This is a genomic window from Providencia sneebia DSM 19967, from assembly GCF_000314895.2.
Taxonomy (GTDB): domain Bacteria; phylum Pseudomonadota; class Gammaproteobacteria; order Enterobacterales; family Enterobacteriaceae; genus Providencia; species Providencia sneebia.
The window spans coordinates 3,269,150-3,289,984 of record NZ_CM001773.1; the positions used below are offsets into that span (position 1 = coordinate 3,269,150).

13 protein-coding genes are annotated in these 20,835 nt (G+C 39.0%); 5 read left to right on the plus strand and 8 right to left on the minus strand.

Annotated features, from left to right (window positions below):
* Nucleotide 1: 1 nt before the first annotated feature.
* Nucleotides 2–652 (minus strand): multidrug efflux transporter transcriptional repressor AcrR, encoded by a 651-nt coding sequence (acrR, locus tag OO7_RS13550; RefSeq protein WP_008916494.1) that lies wholly within the window; start codon nucleotides 650–652, stop codon nucleotides 2–4.
* Between the two features lie 134 nt (nucleotides 653–786).
* On the opposite strand from acrR, the gene OO7_RS13555 reads away from it, so the two are divergent.
* The 3 genes from OO7_RS13555 to OO7_RS13565 all read left to right on the plus strand — a co-directional run bounded on the left by OO7_RS13555 (nucleotide 787) and on the right by OO7_RS13565 (nucleotide 6,238).
* The gene (locus OO7_RS13555; RefSeq protein ID WP_008916495.1) at nucleotides 787–1,974 is read left to right on the plus strand and encodes an efflux RND transporter periplasmic adaptor subunit; all 1,188 of its coding nucleotides are present in this window, start codon (nucleotides 787–789) and stop codon (nucleotides 1,972–1,974) included.
* Nucleotides 1,975–1,989: 15 nt separating this feature from the next.
* Entirely contained in the window at nucleotides 1,990–5,148 is a 3,159-nt protein-coding gene (locus OO7_RS13560; protein WP_008916496.1) for an efflux RND transporter permease subunit, read from the plus strand.
* Nucleotides 5,149–5,299: 151 nt separating this feature from the next.
* On the plus strand, nucleotides 5,300–6,238 hold the full coding sequence (locus OO7_RS13565) for a two-partner secretion domain-containing protein (protein WP_008916497.1): 939 nt from the start codon (nucleotides 5,300–5,302) through the stop codon (nucleotides 6,236–6,238).
* A 111-nt stretch (nucleotides 6,239–6,349) separates the two neighbouring features.
* On the opposite strand, the gene OO7_RS13570 is transcribed toward OO7_RS13565, so the two are convergent.
* Entirely contained in the window at nucleotides 6,350–7,735 is a 1,386-nt protein-coding gene (locus tag OO7_RS13570; RefSeq protein ID WP_008916498.1) for a DASS family sodium-coupled anion symporter, read from the minus strand.
* 970 nt (nucleotides 7,736–8,705) lie between these two features.
* Here OO7_RS13570 and OO7_RS16260 point away from each other — a divergent pair.
* Together OO7_RS16260 and OO7_RS13580 are read left to right on the plus strand one after the other, a co-directional pair.
* Nucleotides 8,706–9,962: a hypothetical protein gene (locus tag OO7_RS16260; RefSeq protein WP_008916499.1), complete on the plus strand. Its 1,257-nt coding sequence runs from the start codon at nucleotides 8,706–8,708 to the stop codon at nucleotides 9,960–9,962.
* Entirely contained in the window at nucleotides 9,959–10,771 is an 813-nt protein-coding gene (locus tag OO7_RS13580) for an SEL1-like repeat protein (protein ID WP_236620655.1), read from the plus strand. Before OO7_RS16260 ends, OO7_RS13580 begins: the two co-directional genes overlap by 4 nt.
* A 217-nt stretch (nucleotides 10,772–10,988) precedes the next feature.
* Here the strand turns inward: OO7_RS13580 and eno are convergent, their stop codons facing one another.
* The 6 genes from eno to dgt all read right to left on the minus strand — a co-directional run bounded on the left by eno (nucleotide 10,989) and on the right by dgt (nucleotide 20,705).
* The gene (eno, locus tag OO7_RS13585; RefSeq protein WP_008916501.1) at nucleotides 10,989–12,290 is read right to left on the minus strand and encodes a phosphopyruvate hydratase; all 1,302 of its coding nucleotides are present in this window, start codon (nucleotides 12,288–12,290) and stop codon (nucleotides 10,989–10,991) included.
* A gap of 62 nt (nucleotides 12,291–12,352) precedes the next feature.
* Complete coding sequence (pyrG, locus tag OO7_RS13590; protein WP_008916502.1) at nucleotides 12,353–13,990, minus strand: glutamine hydrolyzing CTP synthase; 1,638 nt, start codon at nucleotides 13,988–13,990, stop codon at nucleotides 12,353–12,355.
* Between the two features lie 234 nt (nucleotides 13,991–14,224).
* Nucleotides 14,225–15,028: a nucleoside triphosphate pyrophosphohydrolase gene (gene mazG / locus OO7_RS13595; protein WP_008916503.1), complete on the minus strand. Its 804-nt coding sequence runs from the start codon at nucleotides 15,026–15,028 to the stop codon at nucleotides 14,225–14,227.
* Nucleotides 15,029–15,113: 85 nt separating this feature from the next.
* Nucleotides 15,114–17,351: a GTP diphosphokinase gene (gene relA, locus OO7_RS13600; RefSeq protein WP_008916504.1), complete on the minus strand. Its 2,238-nt coding sequence runs from the start codon at nucleotides 17,349–17,351 to the stop codon at nucleotides 15,114–15,116.
* 16 nt (nucleotides 17,352–17,367) lie between these two features.
* Nucleotides 17,368–18,699: a 23S rRNA (uracil(1939)-C(5))-methyltransferase RlmD gene (rlmD, locus tag OO7_RS13605; protein ID WP_008916505.1), complete on the minus strand. Its 1,332-nt coding sequence runs from the start codon at nucleotides 18,697–18,699 to the stop codon at nucleotides 17,368–17,370.
* A 482-nt stretch (nucleotides 18,700–19,181) separates the two neighbouring features.
* Nucleotides 19,182–20,705 (minus strand): dGTPase, encoded by a 1,524-nt coding sequence (dgt, locus tag OO7_RS13610; protein ID WP_008916506.1) that lies wholly within the window; start codon nucleotides 20,703–20,705, stop codon nucleotides 19,182–19,184.
* Nucleotides 20,706–20,835: the final 130 nt, after the last annotated feature.

The window sequence follows — 20,835 nt, forward strand, 5'->3', positions numbered from 1 at the left end:
GCTATTCTGTTTGATCTGTTTTCAAACGAATTGATGGACAATATTTAAATGTTTCTAATAATGTTGCCACCAAAACCTCTGTGCGTTTATGCATATTAAAACTCTCTGGCTGTAATAACCAGTTTTCTAATAACCCTGACATCATGGCTCGGATCATAATAGCGGCACATTCAACATCAAGGTTAGCCGGTAATTGACCTATTTCAACGCAGCTTCGTAAATGTTCAGTAATTCTGTTTTGGCTAGCAATATAATTTTCACGTTTTAAATCAACGGCTGAAGCCATTTCCCCAACTAATTCACACTTGAGGAAAAAAATTTCCATCAATGCTCGGTTTTTAGGGCTTTCAATAAAATCAGTCAAAATATAAACTAGGATTTCTTTTAAGATTGTCAGTGGATCATTACTATATTTCGAACGATAATAGTTTTCAGCCTGCACTATCTGATTATCGCTGGATTCGCAGGCCTGATGAAAAAGGTCGACTTTATTTTTAAAATGCCAATATATCGCACCGCGGGTTACCCCTGCTGCTTTGGCTATGTCGGCTAAAGATGTCGCGGAAACACCTCGTTCAGAGAAAGTTTTGATGGCGGCATCTAAAATTTCCTGACGGGTTTCTTCGGCCTGTTGTTTAGTTTTTCGTGCCATTGTAACTCGTTTATATCGAAAGCTGATTTACATACATTCGTGTATGTTTGTACTATAGCATAGTGAAAATTCTTATTGTTTACCATTTTTCTTAATTTTTTACTGTACTCATATTGATTAATTGAGGTTAACTTATGCGAAAAAACAGAGGGGTGTTACCTCTGGCTCTGTTGGTTCTTTCAGGTGGCTTAGCTTTATCAGGTTGTAACGATGAACCGAAAGGTGGCGGTGAACGCCCGGCGCCTGAAGTAGGAATTGTTACGCTTAAAGCCGAACCTCTGACTATTAAGACCGAATTGCCAGGCCGTACATCTGCCTATCGTGTTGCAGAGGTGCGTCCACAGGTAAGTGGTATCATTCTCAAACGTAACTATAAAGAAGGTAGTGATGTTGTCGCTGGGACATCTTTGTATCAGATAGACCCTGCACCTTTCCAAGCTGCTCTTGATAGTGCTAAAGCTGAACTTGCTAAAGCGAAAGCTAATGCAAATTTAGCGGGCTTGACCGTAAAACGCTACAAACCACTTTTAGGTACCAATTACATCAGTCAGCAAGAATACGATCAAGCAACATCAACTTATGCTCAAGCATTAGCTGCTGTAAAAGCGGCTGAAGCTGCGGTTGAAACCGCACGTATTAATCTGAATTATACCAAAGTCACTGCACCAATTAGCGGCCGCACTGGCAAATCCAATGTTACAGAAGGTGCTTTAGTGGCTTCTGGGCAAGCAACAGAATTAATGCGAGTCCAACAACTTGATCCTATCTATGTTGATGTTACCCAATCTAGCGAAGATTTCTTACGTCTACGTAATGAGATAGAAAAAGGTGCTTTGCAAAAAGAGCCAGGAAAAGCGCCTGTTAGTTTGGTCATTAATAACGGACAAGAATACGCGCAAAAAGGGGCGTTAGAGTTTTCTGATGTCACTGTTGATGAAACAACAGGTTCTATCACGATGAGAGCTATCTTCCCAAATCCAAATAAAGAATTGATGCCGGGTATGTTTGTACGCGCTATCTTAGAAGATGGTGTGAAGCAAGATGCGATTTTAGTTCCTCAACAAGGACTATCTCGTACTCCACAAGGTGACTCACAAGTCATGGTGGTTGGTGCGGATAATAAAGTTGAAGTTAAAAAAGTAAAAGCAGCACAAGCTATTGGCAACAAATGGCTGGTAACTGATGGTTTGCAAGATGGTGATCGCGTTATTGTGATAGGTCTACAAAAAATCAAGCCCGGTATTGTTGTCGTTCCTAAAGACGCAAATTTAGAAACGCAATCCATAGACAATCAGGCTAAAACTGAAGAAAAGTCTAAGTAAGGGAGCGGTTGATTAATGCCTAAGTTTTTTATTGATAGACCAATTTTTGCGTGGGTAATTGCGATTATCACCATGCTTGCTGGTCTGCTGGCAATTATCAAGTTACCTGTGGCGCAGTATCCAACGATTGCCCCCCCATCTGTTTCTATCTCGGCTAACTATCCGGGCGCAGATGCATCAACGGTACAAAACACAGTAACTCAGGTTATCGAACAGAATATGAACGGTATCGATAACTTGGTGTATATGTCATCAACTAGTGACTCATCAGGCTCTGCCAGCATTATGCTGACATTCGAAGCAGGTACTGATGGTGATATTGCGCAAGTTCAGGTGCAGAACAAATTGCAACTGGCGATGCCATTACTTCCACAAGAAGTACAACAACAAGGTATCAGTGTTGATAAATCAACCAGCTCATTCTTAATGGTTGCTGGTTTTGTTTCCAAGGATGGTTCAATGGGACAATATGATATTGCCGACTATGTTGGTTCAAATATCAAAGATCCCCTTAGCCGTGTGAATGGTGTCGGTGAAACTCAGCTGTTTGGTACGCAATATGCAATGCGCATCTGGTTAAAACCAGAGCAACTTGTTAAGTACAACATGACCACCACTGATGTTATCAATGCCATTAAAGTGCAAAACAACCAAGTTGCCGCAGGTCAATTAGGGGGAACACCTCCTGTTAGCGGTCAGCGCTTGAACGTTTCAATTATTGCGCAAACGCGTTTAAACAATCCTGAAGAATTCGCCAATATTCTATTGCGTGTAAATCAAGATGGTTCTCAAGTTCGTTTGAAAGATCTCGCTGTCGTTGAACTTGGCGCTGAAAACTACAGTACTATTGCTCGTTTTAATGGTATGCCAGCTGCGGGTATCGGTATTAAGCTAGCAACCGGTGCAAACGCACTGGATACAGCAAATAACGTTCGTGCTGCTTTAGCAGAAATGGAACCCTTTTTCCCTGAAGGGTTAGAAATCGTCTATCCATACGATACAACGCCATTCGTTAAGATATCTATTAACGAAGTGGTAAAAACCTTGATCGAAGCAATTATGTTGGTTGTTGTCGTTATGTATCTGTTCCTACAGAATATTCGCTCAACATTGATCCCAACAATTGCCGTTCCTGTCGTATTGTTAGGAACATTCGCCATCTTGGCTGTGTTTGGGTATTCCATCAACACCTTAACCATGTTTGCGATGGTATTGGCTATCGGTCTACTTGTCGATGATGCCATCGTTGTTGTTGAGAACGTTGAACGGGTAATGCAAGAGGAAGGTCTTCCTCCTAAAGAAGCAACCAAAAAATCCATGGAACAAATCCAAGGTGCATTGGTTGGTATTGCAATGGTGTTATCTGCGGTATTCATCCCAATGGCATTTTTTGGCGGCTCAACTGGGGCAATTTATCGCCAGTTCTCCGTCACAATTGTTTCTGCGATGATCTTGTCCGTGTTGGTTGCAATGATCTTAACACCTGCATTATGTGCAACGATTTTGAAACCTATCAAACCGGGTGAGCATGGCAACCAAAAAGGGTTCTTTGGTTGGTTTAACCGCACATTCGAAAAACAAGCTCACCACTATACTGATAGTGTGAGCCGCATGCTAAATGGTACAGGTCGTTATCTGGTCATTTATTTGCTGCTTGTTGCCGTGATGGCAGTCATGTTTATTCGCCTTCCTTCTTCATTCCTTCCTGAAGAAGACCAAGGTGTGTTCTTAACTATGGTGCAATTGCCACCAGGTTCAACACAAGAACAAACACAAGCCGTTTTAGATGAAGTTAACACTTACTTCCATACAGCAGAAAAACGTAATGTTGAGTCAGTCTTTACCGTTGGGGGCTTTAGCTTTGCGGGTCAAGGACAAAACATGGGCTTGGCGTTCGTCGTTCTGAAAAACTGGAGTGAGCGTAAAGGCGATGAAAACCATGTTGAAGCAATAGTCCAACGTGCAAATATCGGATTATCGCAAAAACAAGAAGCTTTGATTTATGCCTTTAACCTGCCAGCGATTGTTGAATTAGGTACGGCTAACGGGTTTGACTTTGAGCTTGTTGACCAAGGTAACTTAGGACATGATGCCTTAATGGCCGCTCGTAACCAGTTACTAGGCTTAGCAGCTCAACATCCAGAAATATTGCAAGGTGTTCGCCCTAACGGACAAGATGATACTTCACAATATCGTATCTACATTGACCAACAAAAGGCGCAAGCACAAGGTGTCGCAATTAGTGATATCAATGCGACATTAAGTTCAGTATTTGGTGGAACTTACGTAAATGACTTTATCGACCGTGGTCGTGTGAAGAAAGTTTATGTGCAAGGTGATGCAGAAAGCCGCATGTTGCCTTCTGATATCAGTGCATTATATGTCCGTAATGCGCAAGGAAACATGGTGCCATTCTCTGCATTCTTGGATGAATCTCAAGATCCGTGGAAATATGGTTCACCACGTTTAGAGCGTTATAACGGCGTTCCAGCAATGAACATTCAAGGCCAAGCAGCACCAGGACAAAGTACCGGTGATGCCATGCTTATGATGGAGAAATTAACGACCGAGAACTTACCTAAAGGGATTGGTTATGAATGGACTGGCATGTCATATCAAGAGCGCTTATCGGGTAACCAAGCGCCTGCACTGTATGCTATTTCATTGATTGTTATCTTCTTATGTCTAGCAGCATTGTATGAAAGCTGGTCTATACCGTTCTCAGTTATGCTAGTTGTTCCGCTCGGTATTATTGGTGCGTTACTGTTTACCTCTGTCCGAGGTTTGGATAATGACGTTTACTTTAAGGTCGGTCTCTTAACCACTATCGGTTTATCAGCGAAAAACGCCATATTGATTGTCGAATTCGCCAAAGACTTGATGGATAAAGAAGGTAAAGGGTTAGTTGAAGCTACGCTAAATGCAGTTAAAATGCGTCTTCGTCCAATCTTAATGACCTCTTTGGCCTTTATGCTAGGTGTTATTCCATTAGTATTCAGTAATGGTGCAGGTTCAGCGGCACAGAACTCTGTTGGTACAGGTGTTCTAGGTGGTATGTTTGCTGCAACTTCATTAGCTATCTTCTTTGTTCCAGTGTTCTTCGTCGTGATCCGTCGCCGATTCTCGAAAAATGCTGACGATGTTGACCATAGCCAGACACCAAAAGTGCAATAATTTTTTGAGTGTGATGTAAATATCATCTTAAAGAGCCACTGAAATAGTGGCTCTTTTTATGCAATCTATACTATTTTTTGATATTCATGCTTCAGCTTCAGTGTGGTTATACTCCGCGGCTAAGGATACTTTCAGCACAAGGAGCGTTACCATGAAATTACTCTACATAACTTCCCTACTTTTACTCACTTCTCACCCAATACTTGCTCAAGAAAACCCAGTACTTAGTAAAGCAAAAATTATTGATATTTCCGCCCCGCTTGAAAATCACATCTCGTTTAATACGTTTGAAAACTTATCTTCCAATGAACATGGGCTGATATTTAACAATGATATTAAAACGAATGGCAATTTAGGCGGTAAAACGGCACAGCTTATCCTTGCAGAAGTGACAGGCTCTGAGGCGACTAAAATTCAAGGAATATTGGGAATCAAAGGAAAAATGGCGAACTTAGTGATCGCTAATCCTAATGGTATTTCGTGGAGCAATGGCTCAGTAAGTAATATTAATAGCTTGTCATTAGTGGCAGGTAACTTTGAAAAACAGTTTATTAAAGATAAGCAAAAACCAAATAAACTCCTACCTAAACCACTCAAAGATTATTCACAACTCAAATTTACCGTCCAACCTGGAAGCCTTGTGACAATAGCTCAGCAGCAAACTCAGACTGCGCCAATTCAACTTTCAAAAATAAATGTATTTGCAGATCGCATTAAATTAGAGAATGCAGTTAACATTACCGCAGCTGTACAAAATTACCTCAGCACATCAGGCAATGCTTCAATATCTATCCGAGATGGCCTATTAAATTCCGGTGCAAAATACAAAACAGATATTCCTTACCTACAGGGTAGTCATTTTGAATTGAGCAAAAATGGCCAATTAACAGGCCGTTCTGTCACATTAGAAAGTTACCAATACCAATGTAAAGACAGCTTTATGTGTCCATCAAATAAAATTGACATTCAAGGTCTTATCAAAACAATGAGTTTTTCATTACAAGGTAACAGTCATCTTTCAGTAACCGGAAAGCTCGCTCTTGGTCTTAATCAGCAAGTATTAACTAATGAAACGCAACATCCAAAATAAGCTAAACGGAAATAATATTTTTTCTAAATACATTATTTAACTTGTTATTTATATAGCAGCTTAAAATATTAAGCTGCTAGTTTCTACTAACTGTTTATTCGCTTAATCAGATTATCTCCAAACAAACCAAGCAAATAGCGAAATAACAATAATACAGGCAACATTAAGTACTGCACCAACCCTCACCATCTCGATTTGCCGAATATACCCTGAACCAAAAACAATGGCGTTGGGTGGAGTGGCAACCGGTAGCATAAAAGCGCAGGAAGCGCCGATACCAATGATCATGGTTAATACAATAACAGGCATTCCCAATGCTTCAGCTACTGTGGCAAAAATAGGCACTAATAAAGCCGCACTAGCAGTATTACTGGTAAATTCAGTCAGAATAATAATAAACGTGGTGACGGCCAAAATGATGACAAACCAATGGCTTTGTCCAAATGTCATTTGCATCCAATCCGCCATAATTTTACTTGCACCCGATGAGCTTAAAATGGCGCTTAATGTCAATCCACCACCAAACAGCATCAAAACGCCCCATTCTGTGTTTTTCTGAATTTGAGACCAACTCGCAACACCACTCACACAAATTAAAATAGCAGCACTTACAGCGATTAACGTATCGAGATCTTTCACTCCACCAAGAGCACCACTAATAAATGTACTGCTGATCCAACAAATAACGGCTAATAGAAAGATCACCATTGTGGTAATACGTTTACCGTTCCAGTGAACTTGTTCTAACTTTAATTCAAATTGATGCTTTAAGTTAGGACGTAACATCATATACATCAGCACAAACATCATGGGCAATAATACCAACATGATTGGAATGCCATATTTCATCCATGATAGAAAATCTAAACCAATTGCAGCGGCTGCAATTGCATTAGGCGGGCTTCCAATAATGGTTCCTAAACCACCAATGCTTGCGCTATAAGCAACGCCAAGCAAAACAAAAACAAATGTATTACGCTCATGACGAACATCTAAATTAGATAAAATACCTAACACTAGCGGTAACATCATTGCTGCTGTTGCAGTATTACTGATCCACATTGATAAAGCAGCGGTTACCCCAAACAACAGTAAAACGGCAACAAATAGACGCCCTCGCGCTATCATCAGTAAACGATTGGCAATTAATCGATCAAGCCCTTGAATATGCAATGCAGTTGCTAAAGCAAAACCACCAAAGAACAGAAAAATAATTGGATTTGCAAAAGATTTTAATGCTTCTCCCGTATTCAGTAATCCTAGCCCAACAGCCAAAACAGGAATACATAAGGCAGTAATGGTGACATGTATGGCTTCAGTTAACCAAAGGACGCCAATAAAAACCATCAAGGCTAAACCGGCATTCGCTTTATCATCAAAAGGTAAATATTTTAATAACAAAATAAGTAGAACAATATCAACGGCTAAAATTATCCAGCCTCTCACATTGGAAGGTGTTGGGGATACTGAAGGTTTAAGGGATTCAGAGGCATCCATATTCACTCCATCAATTTATCAGAACATAAGCCTTTAAAGCTTTTGTTAAATTTATTTAATTAGATATTGAATATAATGTTAACCATTCGATAATCAAATAATGAACACATCAGATTGAGACGTAACCCTCATAATTAAATACTTTTTTCACTCAATTGCGGCAGATCTATCAATTTTACTAACAATAAAATTGATGATTAAAATGATAATAATTAGATATTGATTAAATTATCTATTTTACATGTAATTGATATTATTATTGCATATAAGGAAGGTTAATAATTACTGATTGTAGAGATTAATTAAAGACTTTAAATATTATCTTGTCAGCATTTATTAAATCGAATAATTAATAAATTATTTACTTATTTTTTATTCAGTTTTGCAATTATTATAATAAAAAATCTATTTGATAAAATTTAATAACCCATTCCTGAATTGAAAAATTAAAATATAAAACAATCGATTAATTTTATTGAATTTTGTAATAATAAATAAGGTCATCTCTAATAATGTGTTCGTCATCTTTGTAGCAGCTAATCATTTTGTCCATTCTGAAAACTCTAGATCCGTGGTAATACCAACACTCGTTTATTCATGTAATTGACTGATAAAATGAAATAATAACCTTCCTCCTTGCTAACTAAAGACTTAATAACCTTATTCATCAAGAATAAAGATATTCTTATATACGACTATTTGACAGAAAAAACAAAAAGTATCCGCTATGACATGCGACTAGACGAGAAAGATTGTTTAGTTTATTCTGCATCGTCAAAATTAAATGATACTCATTTTTATTTAATTCATTTTTCCTAATAAAAACGGGAATAACATTTAGCGCGGAAATAAAAATAAGCAAACTATAAATGATTAATTATTTTCTGAGCTTATGACAAACGAAAGTTAAACAATGTTGTTGGGAAAGAAGTGCACTATATTAACGAACAGTAAGATAAGGATATCTAGATTGAGCAAGCCAATACAGCATTTACAAATACATAAACTTGAAGACATGAATATGTATCGCGATCTGGGTCCGGACTTTGATCCAAAACAGCCAAGAATGCCGAATTTTACTATTCATGTGGCGCCGAAAGATAGCACTATTTATGATGATCAGGGAAATCCCACAAAGAATAAATCCCAATGGGGGCATACTTACCTAACGGTTCAAGGGCTTAATCCTGCAACCAGTAAGTACGAAAAAATCAGTATTGGTCTCAGTTCTGGAGAAGATTGGGGCTCTATAAAAGATAATTTATCTTTTAATGACCATATTCGTTATCAAGATGCTTCTACGCTGACTATCACATCAAACAGCGCCCAATTTTTTCAAGATCTTACCAATTTGTTCAACATCATTAATAATTATAAATTAAGTAAAACCTCGCCGACAAACTATAACCCTTTTAGTCTAACAGGTGAAAAAACCTGCGGTAAATTTATTCAAAAAATTATTCAAGATGCGGGAATTAAAGGGGTGAATATTCCCTTTTGGCCAAATTCAGCGTACAAAAATTTGCAAAATTTAGCTGATGATTACAAAACACCATTAGTGATTGACTTAAACGGCAATGGGGTGCAAACCCTAGCTGACAGTTTTGGTGTTAGCTTTGATTTTGACGGCAAAGGCACTCAGTCACAAACTGGCTGGGTTCATCCTGATGACGGATTATTGGTGTGGGATAAAAATAAAGATGGCTTGATTAATCATGGTGAAGAACTGTTTGGTGATAATAGTGTGTTGAACAATCACACAAAAGCCAAAGATGGTTTTTCTGCACTGGCTGAATTAGACAGTAACAGCGATAACGCCATAGACAAAATTGATAGCCTGTGGTCTGAGCTGAAAGTGTGGCAAGATAAAAATTCAGATGGTATCAGCCAAGTTCATGAGTTAAATACCTTAGATAATTTAGGTATTCAATCCATTGAGTTAAAAAAGAAAGAAACCAATTATTTTGATGATAATGGAAACTTCCATAAATTGATGACCAAGGTGAACTGGAGTAATGGCACACAAACTGATATGACCGATGTGTTATTTCATCAACAAAATGTTCCCACCAGTACGGTAAGTTTACAGCAAACATTGAATCAAATGATTGATACTATAGCGGGTTTTACTAAGCCCAATCATGGGACGATGGCTTTAACTCCTCAGCTTTATACTGAAAACCTATCCACAGCCTCACTTGCAAGCCATTATTTAGGGTGTGCATGATGAAGCGTATTTTACTGTTCATCACCATAGAGACCTTTATGATGGCTGCATCTGCACAGAATGCCAATATCAATGCCCCTTCCATTCCAATAGTCAGAGAGCGGTTATTCAATATCGATTACACTGAAACTGAACTGCGTTATGATCCCGATTTACCTAAACGCGCTCCCCGCCCAAAGACGCAACAACAGGTTGTTGAGCTCTATTACAGAGCATTAGCCGACAATCAAGAAGATGATAATTACCTGATGCACTCGTTTTTTAGTGTGGGTTGTTCAGACACCAAAGGCCACCAATATCATGCCGGAAGTGCGAAGGAAGAATGTGTGATTGCCAACTTTTTCTTAAAGAGAGTGCTCAAGATTAATCCCAATAATGGCTTGGCGCTATTAACTAAGGGTTTCTACCATCATGATTTTGGTGGTGTTGAGGAAAACATGCAAAAGGCTATCTCCTACTATGAGAAAGCCTATCATCTTTATGGTAATCGCGTGCTTGCGGCGGGAAGTAACCTTTATGGTATTTATATGCATGGATCTGGTGGTATTCCACAAGATTTAAAAAAGGCCAAATATTATTTAACTCACGTTGCCGAAGATAATCCTCGAGGAAAAGCAGCCTATTACCTCAAAAATTTTGATACTTTTGTCGATTTGATCAAAATATCGAATGACGGAGATAGATGTTACGAACAAGCTCCCAATAATCGAGACTGGATAAAAAAATGTATTGATGAAGTTGAGAGAAAAACAGAAGAATATCAAAAAAAACATCAAGGAACTCAAAAAGAAACTGATGCAAATGGTTAATTAATTTTTTGATAAAACCAATCTAAACCACCATAGAGATTTGCCCACAACAGTAGTTTTGACTTCTATGGGATTCGATGAGGTCCGCGTTAAATATAATTAAGCTAGCTTGTGATTAAATCATATGGTTGGTTAAACAAAAAACCCCATGTCAAAACATGGGGTTTATCAACTAGCTGAACGAGAAGCTTAGCTTCAAGTTATAAGTATCAAGCTATTATGCTTGACCTTTAACTTCTTTCAGACCTTTGAATGGTGCACGGTTACCCAGTGCTTCTTCAATACGGATCAATTGGTTGTATTTAGCAACACGGTCAGAACGGCTCATAGAACCAGTTTTGATTTGACCAGCCGCAGTACCAACTGCTAAGTCTGCAATAGTTGCATCTTCAGTTTCACCTGAACGGTGAGAGATAACAGCAGTATAACCTGCATCTTTCGCCATTTTGATTGCAGCTAATGTTTCAGTCAGTGTACCGATTTGGTTAAATTTGATCAGGATTGAGTTAGCAATACCTTTATCAATACCTTCTTTCAGGATTTTGGTGTTAGTAACGAATAAGTCATCACCAACCAACTGAATTTTATCGCCTAGAACTTTAGTTTGGTATGCAAAACCGTCCCAGTCAGATTCATTCAGACCATCTTCGATAGAAACGATTGGATATTCTTTAGTCAAACCTTCTAGGTAATGAGTGAACTCTTGAGAAGTAAAGGTTTTACCTTCACCTTTCAGTTCATAGTTACCAGTTTCTTTGTTATAGAACTCAGAAGCTGCACAGTCCATCGCTAGAGTAACATCTTTACCTAAAACATAACCTGCTTGTTCAACAGCTTCTTTGATTGCAGCCAGAGCCGCAGCATTTGATTCTAGGTTTGGCGCATAACCACCTTCATCACCAACAGCAGTGTTCATGCCTTTTGCTTTCAGAACTTTAGCTAGGTGATGGAAGATTTCAGAACCCATACGCACAGCTTCTTTCAAAGTAGCAGCACCAACTGGTTGGATCATGAATTCTTGGATATCAACGTTGTTATCTGCGTGTTCACCACCATTGATGATGTTCATCATTGGTAGAGGCATTGAATATTGACCATGAGTACCATTTAGGTCAGAGATATGCTCATAAAGAGGCATACCTTTTGCCGCTGCTGCTGCTTTAGCATTTGCCAAAGACACAGCAAGAATCGCATTTGCACCAAATTTAGATTTGTTTTCAGTACCATCAAGATCAATCATGATCTTATCGATGTTAGCTTGGTCTTTTGCGTTTTGACCGATCAGCGCTTCAGCAATTGGACCATTAACGGCTGCAACTGCTTTAAGAACGCCTTTACCTAGAAAACGTGATTTATCACCATCACGCAGTTCTAGTGCTTCACGTGAACCTGTAGATGCACCAGATGGAGCAGCTGCTAAACCAACAAAACCACCTTCTAAGTGAACTTCAGCTTCTACAGTTGGGTTACCACGAGAATCAATGATTTCACGACCGATCACTTTAACGATTTTGGACATTAGGTTTTCCTCAGTACAAGTTAAATTTCGTGGGATAGGCAACAAACCTACCCCACCATATCTTATTTCAACTCACCTTTCTGGTAGCTACCAGCGGCTTTAACAAAACCTGCAAACAACGGATGACCGTCTCTTGGGGTTGAAGTGAATTCAGGATGGAACTGGCACGCCACAAACCAAGGATGATTTGGGTTTTCGATAATTTCGACCAGTTTATTATCAACTGAACGACCTACAATTTTTAGGCCTGCTTCTTCAATGCGTTTTAGCAATAAATTATTCACTTCATAACGATGACGATGGCGTTCGATAATTGTATCTGAACCATACATGTCACGAACTAAGCTGTTTTTAACAAGATGGCATGGTTGGCCACCAACACGCATAGTACCACCAAGATCGCTCTCTTCAGTGCGAACTTCAACATTGCCATCTTCATCACGCCATTCGGTGATAAGTGCGACAACTGGATATTTACAATCTGGTGCGAATTCAGTGGAGTTAGCATCAGCCATATTGGCGACATTACGTGCAAACTCAATTAATGCAACCTGCATACCTAAACAAATACCCAAGTAAGGAATTTTGTTTTCACGGGCATAGCGAGCGGTCATAATTTTGCCTTCAATACCGCGCTCACCAAAACCACCCGGAACAAGGATAGCATCCAGACCTTTTAGCACATCAACACCGCGAGTTTCAACATCTTGTGAATCAATCAATTTGATATTCACAGTCAGACGATTTTTTAATCCGCCATGCTTTAATGCTTCAATAACTGATTTATAAGCATCAGGTAATTCAACATATTTACCTACCATACCGATAGTGACTTCACCTGTCGGATTGGCTTCTTCATAAATCACTTGTTCCCACTCTGAAAGATCGGCTTCACGGCAATCTAAGTTGAAACGTTTACAGATATATTCATCCAAACCTTGTGATTTTAACATGCCTGGAATTTTGTAAATCGAATCAACATCTTTCAGTGAAATAACGGCTTTTTCTGGCACATTACAAAAGAGTGCTATTTTAGCACGCTCATTGGCAGGAATAACGCGATCAGAACGGCAAATCAACACATCAGGCTGAATACCAATAGATAATAATTCTTTAACTGAATGCTGTGTTGGCTTAGTTTTCACTTCACCTGCTGCTGCTAAGTATGGCACCAGCGTTAAATGTAGATATAACGTGCGTTCACGACCAACTTCCGCAGCCATTTGACGAATAGCTTCAAGGAAAGGTAGTGATTCAATATCACCAACAGTACCGCCGACCTCAACAAGGACGACATCATGACCTTCACCACCACGGATGATGCGATCTTTGATTTCATTAGTGATATGAGGGATAACTTGAATAGTAGCGCCTAGATAATCACCACGACGCTCTTTGCGTAACACTTCTGAGTAAACTCGACCCGTAGTGAAGTTATTACGGCGTGTCATTTTAGTACGAATGAAGCGCTCGTAATGGCCGAGATCTAAGTCAGTCTCAGCGCCGTCTTCTGTTACGAAAACTTCCCCATGTTGGGTTGGGCTCATTGTACCTGGATCAACGTTGATATACGGGTCCAGTTTCATAATGGTGACATTGAGTCCACGGGCTTCGAGGATAGCCGCCAATGAGGCTGCGGCAATGCCTTTACCCAGAGAGGATACGACCCCGCCGGTCACAAATATATAATTAGTTTTCATGCTGAACCTGAAAGTTTAGGTGTAAAAGATGATGGATATAACAGGACGGGAAAACAGTATACCCGAACCTTAATTTCGCTACAAATGTTCTAAGCACAACAAGGTCAACTTTCATCAATAACCTAATATTATCAAAGTATTAGCAATAAAAATATTTATTGCTTGAAGATAAATATCTTCAGTTTATCCAAGACTAGCATAATTCTACCGTAAAAGCTAAATCCTTTCAGCCGTTCAGAATGATTGTTTTTCTTGTTGTTTTATTTGCTGCCAATGTAGCTCCATCTCATCAAGTGTAGCAGTTTCTGGCGTTTTTCCATCATCAGCAAGACGTTTTTCTATTTGACAAAAACGTTTGGTAAATTTTTGGCAAGCTTTGTTTAAGGCAATCTCGGGTTTGAAGCCTAAATGGCGAGATAAATTAACCGTAGCAAATAATAGATCACCAATCTCTTCTTCAAGTCGTTGCTCATCAATATTCACTTGATAAGCTTCATCCATCACCTCATCAAGCTCTTCATGAACTTTCGCAACAACAGGTCCTAATGTATCCCAATCAAAACCGACTGATGCGCATCTGCCTTGAATTTTATAGGCTTTCATCAGTGCAGGTAATGCACTCGGAATATCATCTAATATTGAAAATTGCGATTTTTGTTCACGCTCTTTAGCTTTAATTTTTTCCCAACCTTTCGCAACATCATGATTGGCATGGTGTTCAGGATCGAAAATATGTGGATGACGTCGCTCTAATTTTTCGCTGATGGCTTGGCAAATTTCATCAAAGTCGAATCGAGATTGCTCTTTTGCCATTTGAGCATAGAAAACAACTTGAAAAAGTAAATCACCAAGTTCACCTTTTAAGTCACCAAAGTCTTCCCGCTCAATAGCATCAATCACCTCATAAGTTTCTTCTAGTGTATAAGGAGCTATGGTTTTAAAGGTTTGTTTTTTATCCCAAGGGCAACCATTTTCGGGATCGCGAAGTTTGCTCATAATATTAAGCAAACGTTCGATTTGTGGAATTGTTGAGCTCATAAATTTGACCTTTTGAATATAAAAAATCCCATGTTTCATCAGGATAACATGGGATCATTTTTACGGCATTAAGCAACAGATTACCTTACTGTGAATGGCGTTTTGCTTCAATAACATCAGGTAATTGATTCAATTTTGCTAATACGCGAGCTAAAACCTGCAAATTATAGATTTCGATGGTCATATCAATTGTGGCAAGTTGCTGCTTAGTATCACTACGGCTGCTGACACCAAGTACATTCACTTTTTCATTTGCCAAAATCGTGGTGATATCTCGCAGCAAACCACTTCTATCATTTGCGATAACGCGAACGACTAATGAATAACCACTGGAGTAATTTTCCCCCCAAACGGCATCGACCAGACGTTCCGGCGCATGACTTTGTAATTCAGCCAATTGTTCACAATCAACACTGTGAATTGAAATCCCTCTGCCTTTGGTAATAAAACCAACGATATCATCACCAGGAATAGGCTGGCAGCAACGCGCAATATGGTGCATAAGGTTACCAACACCTTCAACCACAACTCGCCCACTGCTATTACCTTGTGACATTGAGCGAGGTGCCGTTGTTTTATTTTCCAACGTTTTTAATGCTTCGCGATCTGCTTCTTCTGCTGTCGTCTTCTTGAATTTACTTTGTAAGAAATTGACTAATTGGTTGATACGAATATCACCACCACCAATGCCAGCCAGAACCTCGTCCAAAGTGTGTACGTTGTAACGCGCAATTAGCAGTTTTTCAGCTTCTTTGATACTAATATCTAAGTGTACCAACTCATTATCTAAAATTTGACGTCCAGCCAACACATTTTTATCGCGATCCTGCTTACGGAACCAGTTGTGTATTTTTGCACGCCCACGGCTTGTTGTTACATAACCTAAATTTGGGTTTAACCAATCACGACTTGGGTTTGGGTGTTTTTGAGTGATAATTTCAATCTGATCGCCCATTTGTAATTGATAGCTAAAAGGCACTATTCGCCCACTAATTTTAGCCCCAATACAGCGGTGCCCCACATCGCTATGAATATGGTAAGCAAAGTCTAATGGCGTAGAACCGGCGGGTAAATCAACAACATCACCTTTAGGCGTAAAGACATAAACGCGATCATCAAAAACTTGGCTGCGTACTTCATCAAGCATTTCACCTGAATCCGCCATCTCTTCTTGCCAAGCTATTAACTTACGTAACCAAGCAATTCGGCTCTCATAACTGTCGCCTTTGCCAACGCCTGTCGTGCCCTCTTTATATTTCCAGTGGGCAGCAACACCAAGTTCAGCATCTTCATGCATTTGGCGAGTTCTGATCTGAATTTCTAGCGTTTTACCATTTGGCCCTAACACAACGGTATGAATTGATTGGTAGCCATTTGGTTTCGGGTTAGCTACGTAATCATCAAACTCATCCGGTAGATGGCGAAAATGGGTGTGAACAATACCTAATGCGGCATAACAATCTTGTAAACGTTCAACCACAATACGCACCGCTCTTACATCAAATAATTCACCAAATGCGAGCGATTTTTTCTTCATCTTGCGCCAAATACTGTAGATATGCTTTGGTCGGCCATAAATTTCGGCTTGAATATTCTCTTTAAGCATTTTTTTGCGCAAGGTGCTAACAAAATTATCAATGTAATCTTCACGGTCAATACGGCGCTCATGAAGTAACTTGGCAATTTTCTTATATTCATCAGGATGAAGATAACGGAAACAGAAGTCCTCTAACTCCCATTTTAATTGCCCAATCCCTAAGCGGTTTGCTAATGGCGCATAGATGTTCGAACACTCTTTAGCGGCTAAAACGCGTTCGTCTTCACTGGCATCTTTTACTTCGCGTAAATGGGCGATTCTTTCGGCAAGTTTAATGACAACGCAACGAAAATCTTCCACCATTGACAGTAACATGCGGCGGATATTATCAACTTGTACTGAGCTAGTTTCGCCTGATTGTGTCGCTTTTAATTGGCGGATGGCATCCATCTCTAGCACGCCTTTAACGAGCTGATGAATAGAATGACCGAAATCATCTATGACGGATTGCTCATCAAGTTTATTTTCTTCAACCAAAGGGAAGAGAAGCGCAGCCTGCAAACTGCCAATATCCATGCTCAAGGTCGAGAGAATTTCGGTCATTTCAATACCACGCCATAATAATAAAGGCGCGATTTCCTGTCCGGCCAATTTATCATGACAGTATTGCCAGGTATGGATAAGTTTTTGTTCTAATTGTTGATTATTGAGCTTCAACCCACTTACCCATTTTTCAGGGTCAAACTCACCTGCCGGGGTAAGATGTGCACTTCTTACAGCAACCATATTTTCTCCCTACCTGTTAACCTTTTGGACTACACATAAATAGTGCCATTGATTCCAGATGACTCGTTTGTGGAAACATGTCCAACATTCGTAGTTGCATTAACTGATATCCGGCTTCAAGCAAAACTTTGCTATCCCGAGCAAGGGTTGTCGGATTACATGAAACATAGACAATTTTATCAGGCATCAGTTTAACTAAATGTTCCATTACACCTGCTGCTCCAGCTCTTGCCGGATCTAATAAAACTTTATTAAACCCTTTTGCAGCCCACGGCTGAGTATGAATTTGTGCTTCTAAATTTTCATGGTAGAAGGTCGCATTTTCAATAGCATTGCGCTTAGCATTCAGTCGCGCTTGCTTAACTAAATTCTCAACACCTTCTACACCAACAACGGATTGAGCATGTCTGGCGATAGGTAATGTAAAATTCCCCATACCACAAAATAGATCTAACACGCGATCTTGCTCATTAAGCTCAAGCCATTCAAGCGCTTGAGTCACCATTTTTTGATTTATCTCACCATTAACTTGAATAAAATTTAATGGGCTAAACTGTAAATCCTCGCCAACGACTTGATATTCCGGCAATGGTGCTGTCTCGGTTAGTGGTTGTAAGCTATCTTGATCGCCCGCTAACCAAACAAAAACTTGATGCTGTTGCTCAAAGTTTTGCAGTAATTTCCTATCTTCTAAACTTAATGGCGCCAAATGGCGAAGTAACACAATCACGACATTATCAGCACAGATCAATTCAATATGACCTAATTTCGCCGCAATTTTTAACTGATTCAAGCAATCCGATAATGGTGCAATAAGTTTATCAAGCTCTTGGTGTAAAACTGGACAATGTTTAATATCAACCAAAGTATTCGACTGTTCTTGGCGAAAACCCATAACTAAGTATTTATTTTTGGCTTGGTATTGCAAGCCTAATCGAGCTCTTCGCCGATAACCATAAGATTCACCACAAATAACAGGCGTAGCTTCTTTTCGTACACCCGTTTCTCTTAGCATCATGTGTTGCAATGCATTTGCTTTACTTGTTCTTTGCAAATCAATATCGACATGTTGCTGTTGGCATCCACCGCATTGATTAAAATAACGGCAATGTGGTTTCACTCGTTGTACACTGGTTGTTAGCCGTTTAACCACCTTTGCTTTTGCAAAATGGCGCTTTTCTTCAACCAATTCAATTCGAGCTTCTTCTCCCGGTAGGACTCCCGCGACAAAAATTGTTTTACCATCAGAGCGAGCTACACCTTGCCCTGCTGCATCTAGACTATCTATAGTCACCGTCACTTGACGGCGTTGTATGGTTCGGCGGTTTGGCGAGTAAAATTGGGCCATAATTCGTCACTACGAGGAGTTAATTTTTAGAAAAAATAAAGATAATTTCACTCTATTTCATAATAATACTAATGACTCGTATAAAATACAGTCAGTAAAAACTGGGCTTATGATAGCAGTTTTTTGGCAAAGATCAGTTATCACTTTTTCTCTTATCCGCTGTTTTTTACTCTTTTTTACGCTTTTTTGAGTTCTCTTGCTTTCTAAAATCCAATATTACTAAATGACATAAACAAAATAAGCAGCATTAAAAAACACCAGCAGTATATTATGCTTAACACTTTAATTAAATGTATATGACATTCCATTCAACGTTAATCATCAGAAAGTATTAATCTTTTCAGTACAATCTGAGAAATCCAAAAGGCCATTCACATCATAGATAAATTAATAGTACGGATAACTCAGGAGCATATATAAATATATTGCCCTGAGCATCTAGTGTGAGAATAATAATATGAAAACAAACAAAAAACAAAAAATCAATTAGAAACCATACACTTACGATACTCTTCATAAGCATAATGATCAGTCATGCCGCTTAAATAATCTTGGATCAACCTAGCGCGATAATAAAATTCTAAAATCGCTTTTTCTGTTTCATCTGTAGCAATAATATTTTCAATAGATTCATTGTATGAAAGACAATGTTTATTCGATAACTTATGGAACAAACGTGTTTCGATGAAATATTTTTTATGATAATTATCTTTTGCTAAAGAGATAAAATCATTCTTTTCAAGCATCAATAATGGGCGATAAAAATCTAATAACCCATTAATAATTCTATATCCTTGCAATTCTAAGTCTTCAACTTCGTGATGATTAAAAACATGCTTAAATGCAACCATTTTGAGTGCTTTGAGTAATTGATGCGCGGGGCTTTTATCTTCTAACAAAGCACTATTGAAATTTCCTGCATAGATTTCGGGAAGATTGTCAATAAATCGCTTAGCGCTATAACGAGCCAATCTAGTCGTTATATTTACCCTCAAATACATAAAAAATTGGTCTTGTTGAACTCGTTTCGTGTGGTTATCATTGATGTTATTAAACGCAGCCATAACGGTTTCATCAAACAAATCACCTTCTTTTACTGCTCCCCACTCTTCTTTTAAACGACTGATCAGTTGCTCAACCGTGAGAATGCCCTTCTCGACAGCATCATCCAAATCAGCAATACAATAGGAGATATCATCTGCGGCTTCCATAATATAAGAGAGTGGAAAACGGCAATATTTTTCCATACCTAATTTTTTATATAATTCATTCACAAAACTAAGTTCAGACCAGTAATAACCCGGCTTTTTCATTAAATAACTAAATTCATTTGGGATAGGGTCGAGGTCGTATGCTCCACGTGTATATTTTAAAATTGAACCAACTTGTGCATAAGTGAGATTAAGTTTTAATAAATGATGTGCCATTCGCAGCCCTTGGGCATTACCTTCAAAAGAGCATAAATCCCGCTTTAACTGCCGCCGGAATAGATCTAAACGGGCATCCCCCGTTAGCCGTAATACTGCAATACGGCAAGGATCAGCAAAATCTGGTGTGAATTGATAGTCAGGCGCCAGTAATTGACTAAACCAGCTTTGTATTGCGGCTTCACCAAAATGACCAAAGGGCGGATTGCCAATATCATGCATTAAACAAGACATCTCAACGAGACTTTCAAAAGCATCACTACGTTGATCAAGCCCATACTTTTCTAATAGTTTTTTCTTTTTTAGCTCATAAATAACTGTTTTACTGATATAACGCCCAACTTGCTGAACTTCAAGAGAATGTGTTAACCGACTACGCACCGCCGCATTTTTTTCCAAAGGAAAAACTTGTGTTTTTTGCTGTAAACGGCGGATTGCCGCAGAATTAATAATCCGGCCGCGATCACTTTCAAATTGCCGATTAACCGCATCCTCATTTTCAATAGAAATTTTGGGGGATTTAGGACTGACATAATTTCTTAGATAATTTAATTTAGTTAGAAAATTTATCTCACTCACATCAATTCCTCATCTTTATTAATATCAGTACAAAATAACTCGAATTGCAGTTAAGGGACAAGAGAATACATCACACAACATCAAGATAATGCTTGATACAACAACAGACATAATTCGTTATATCATTAAT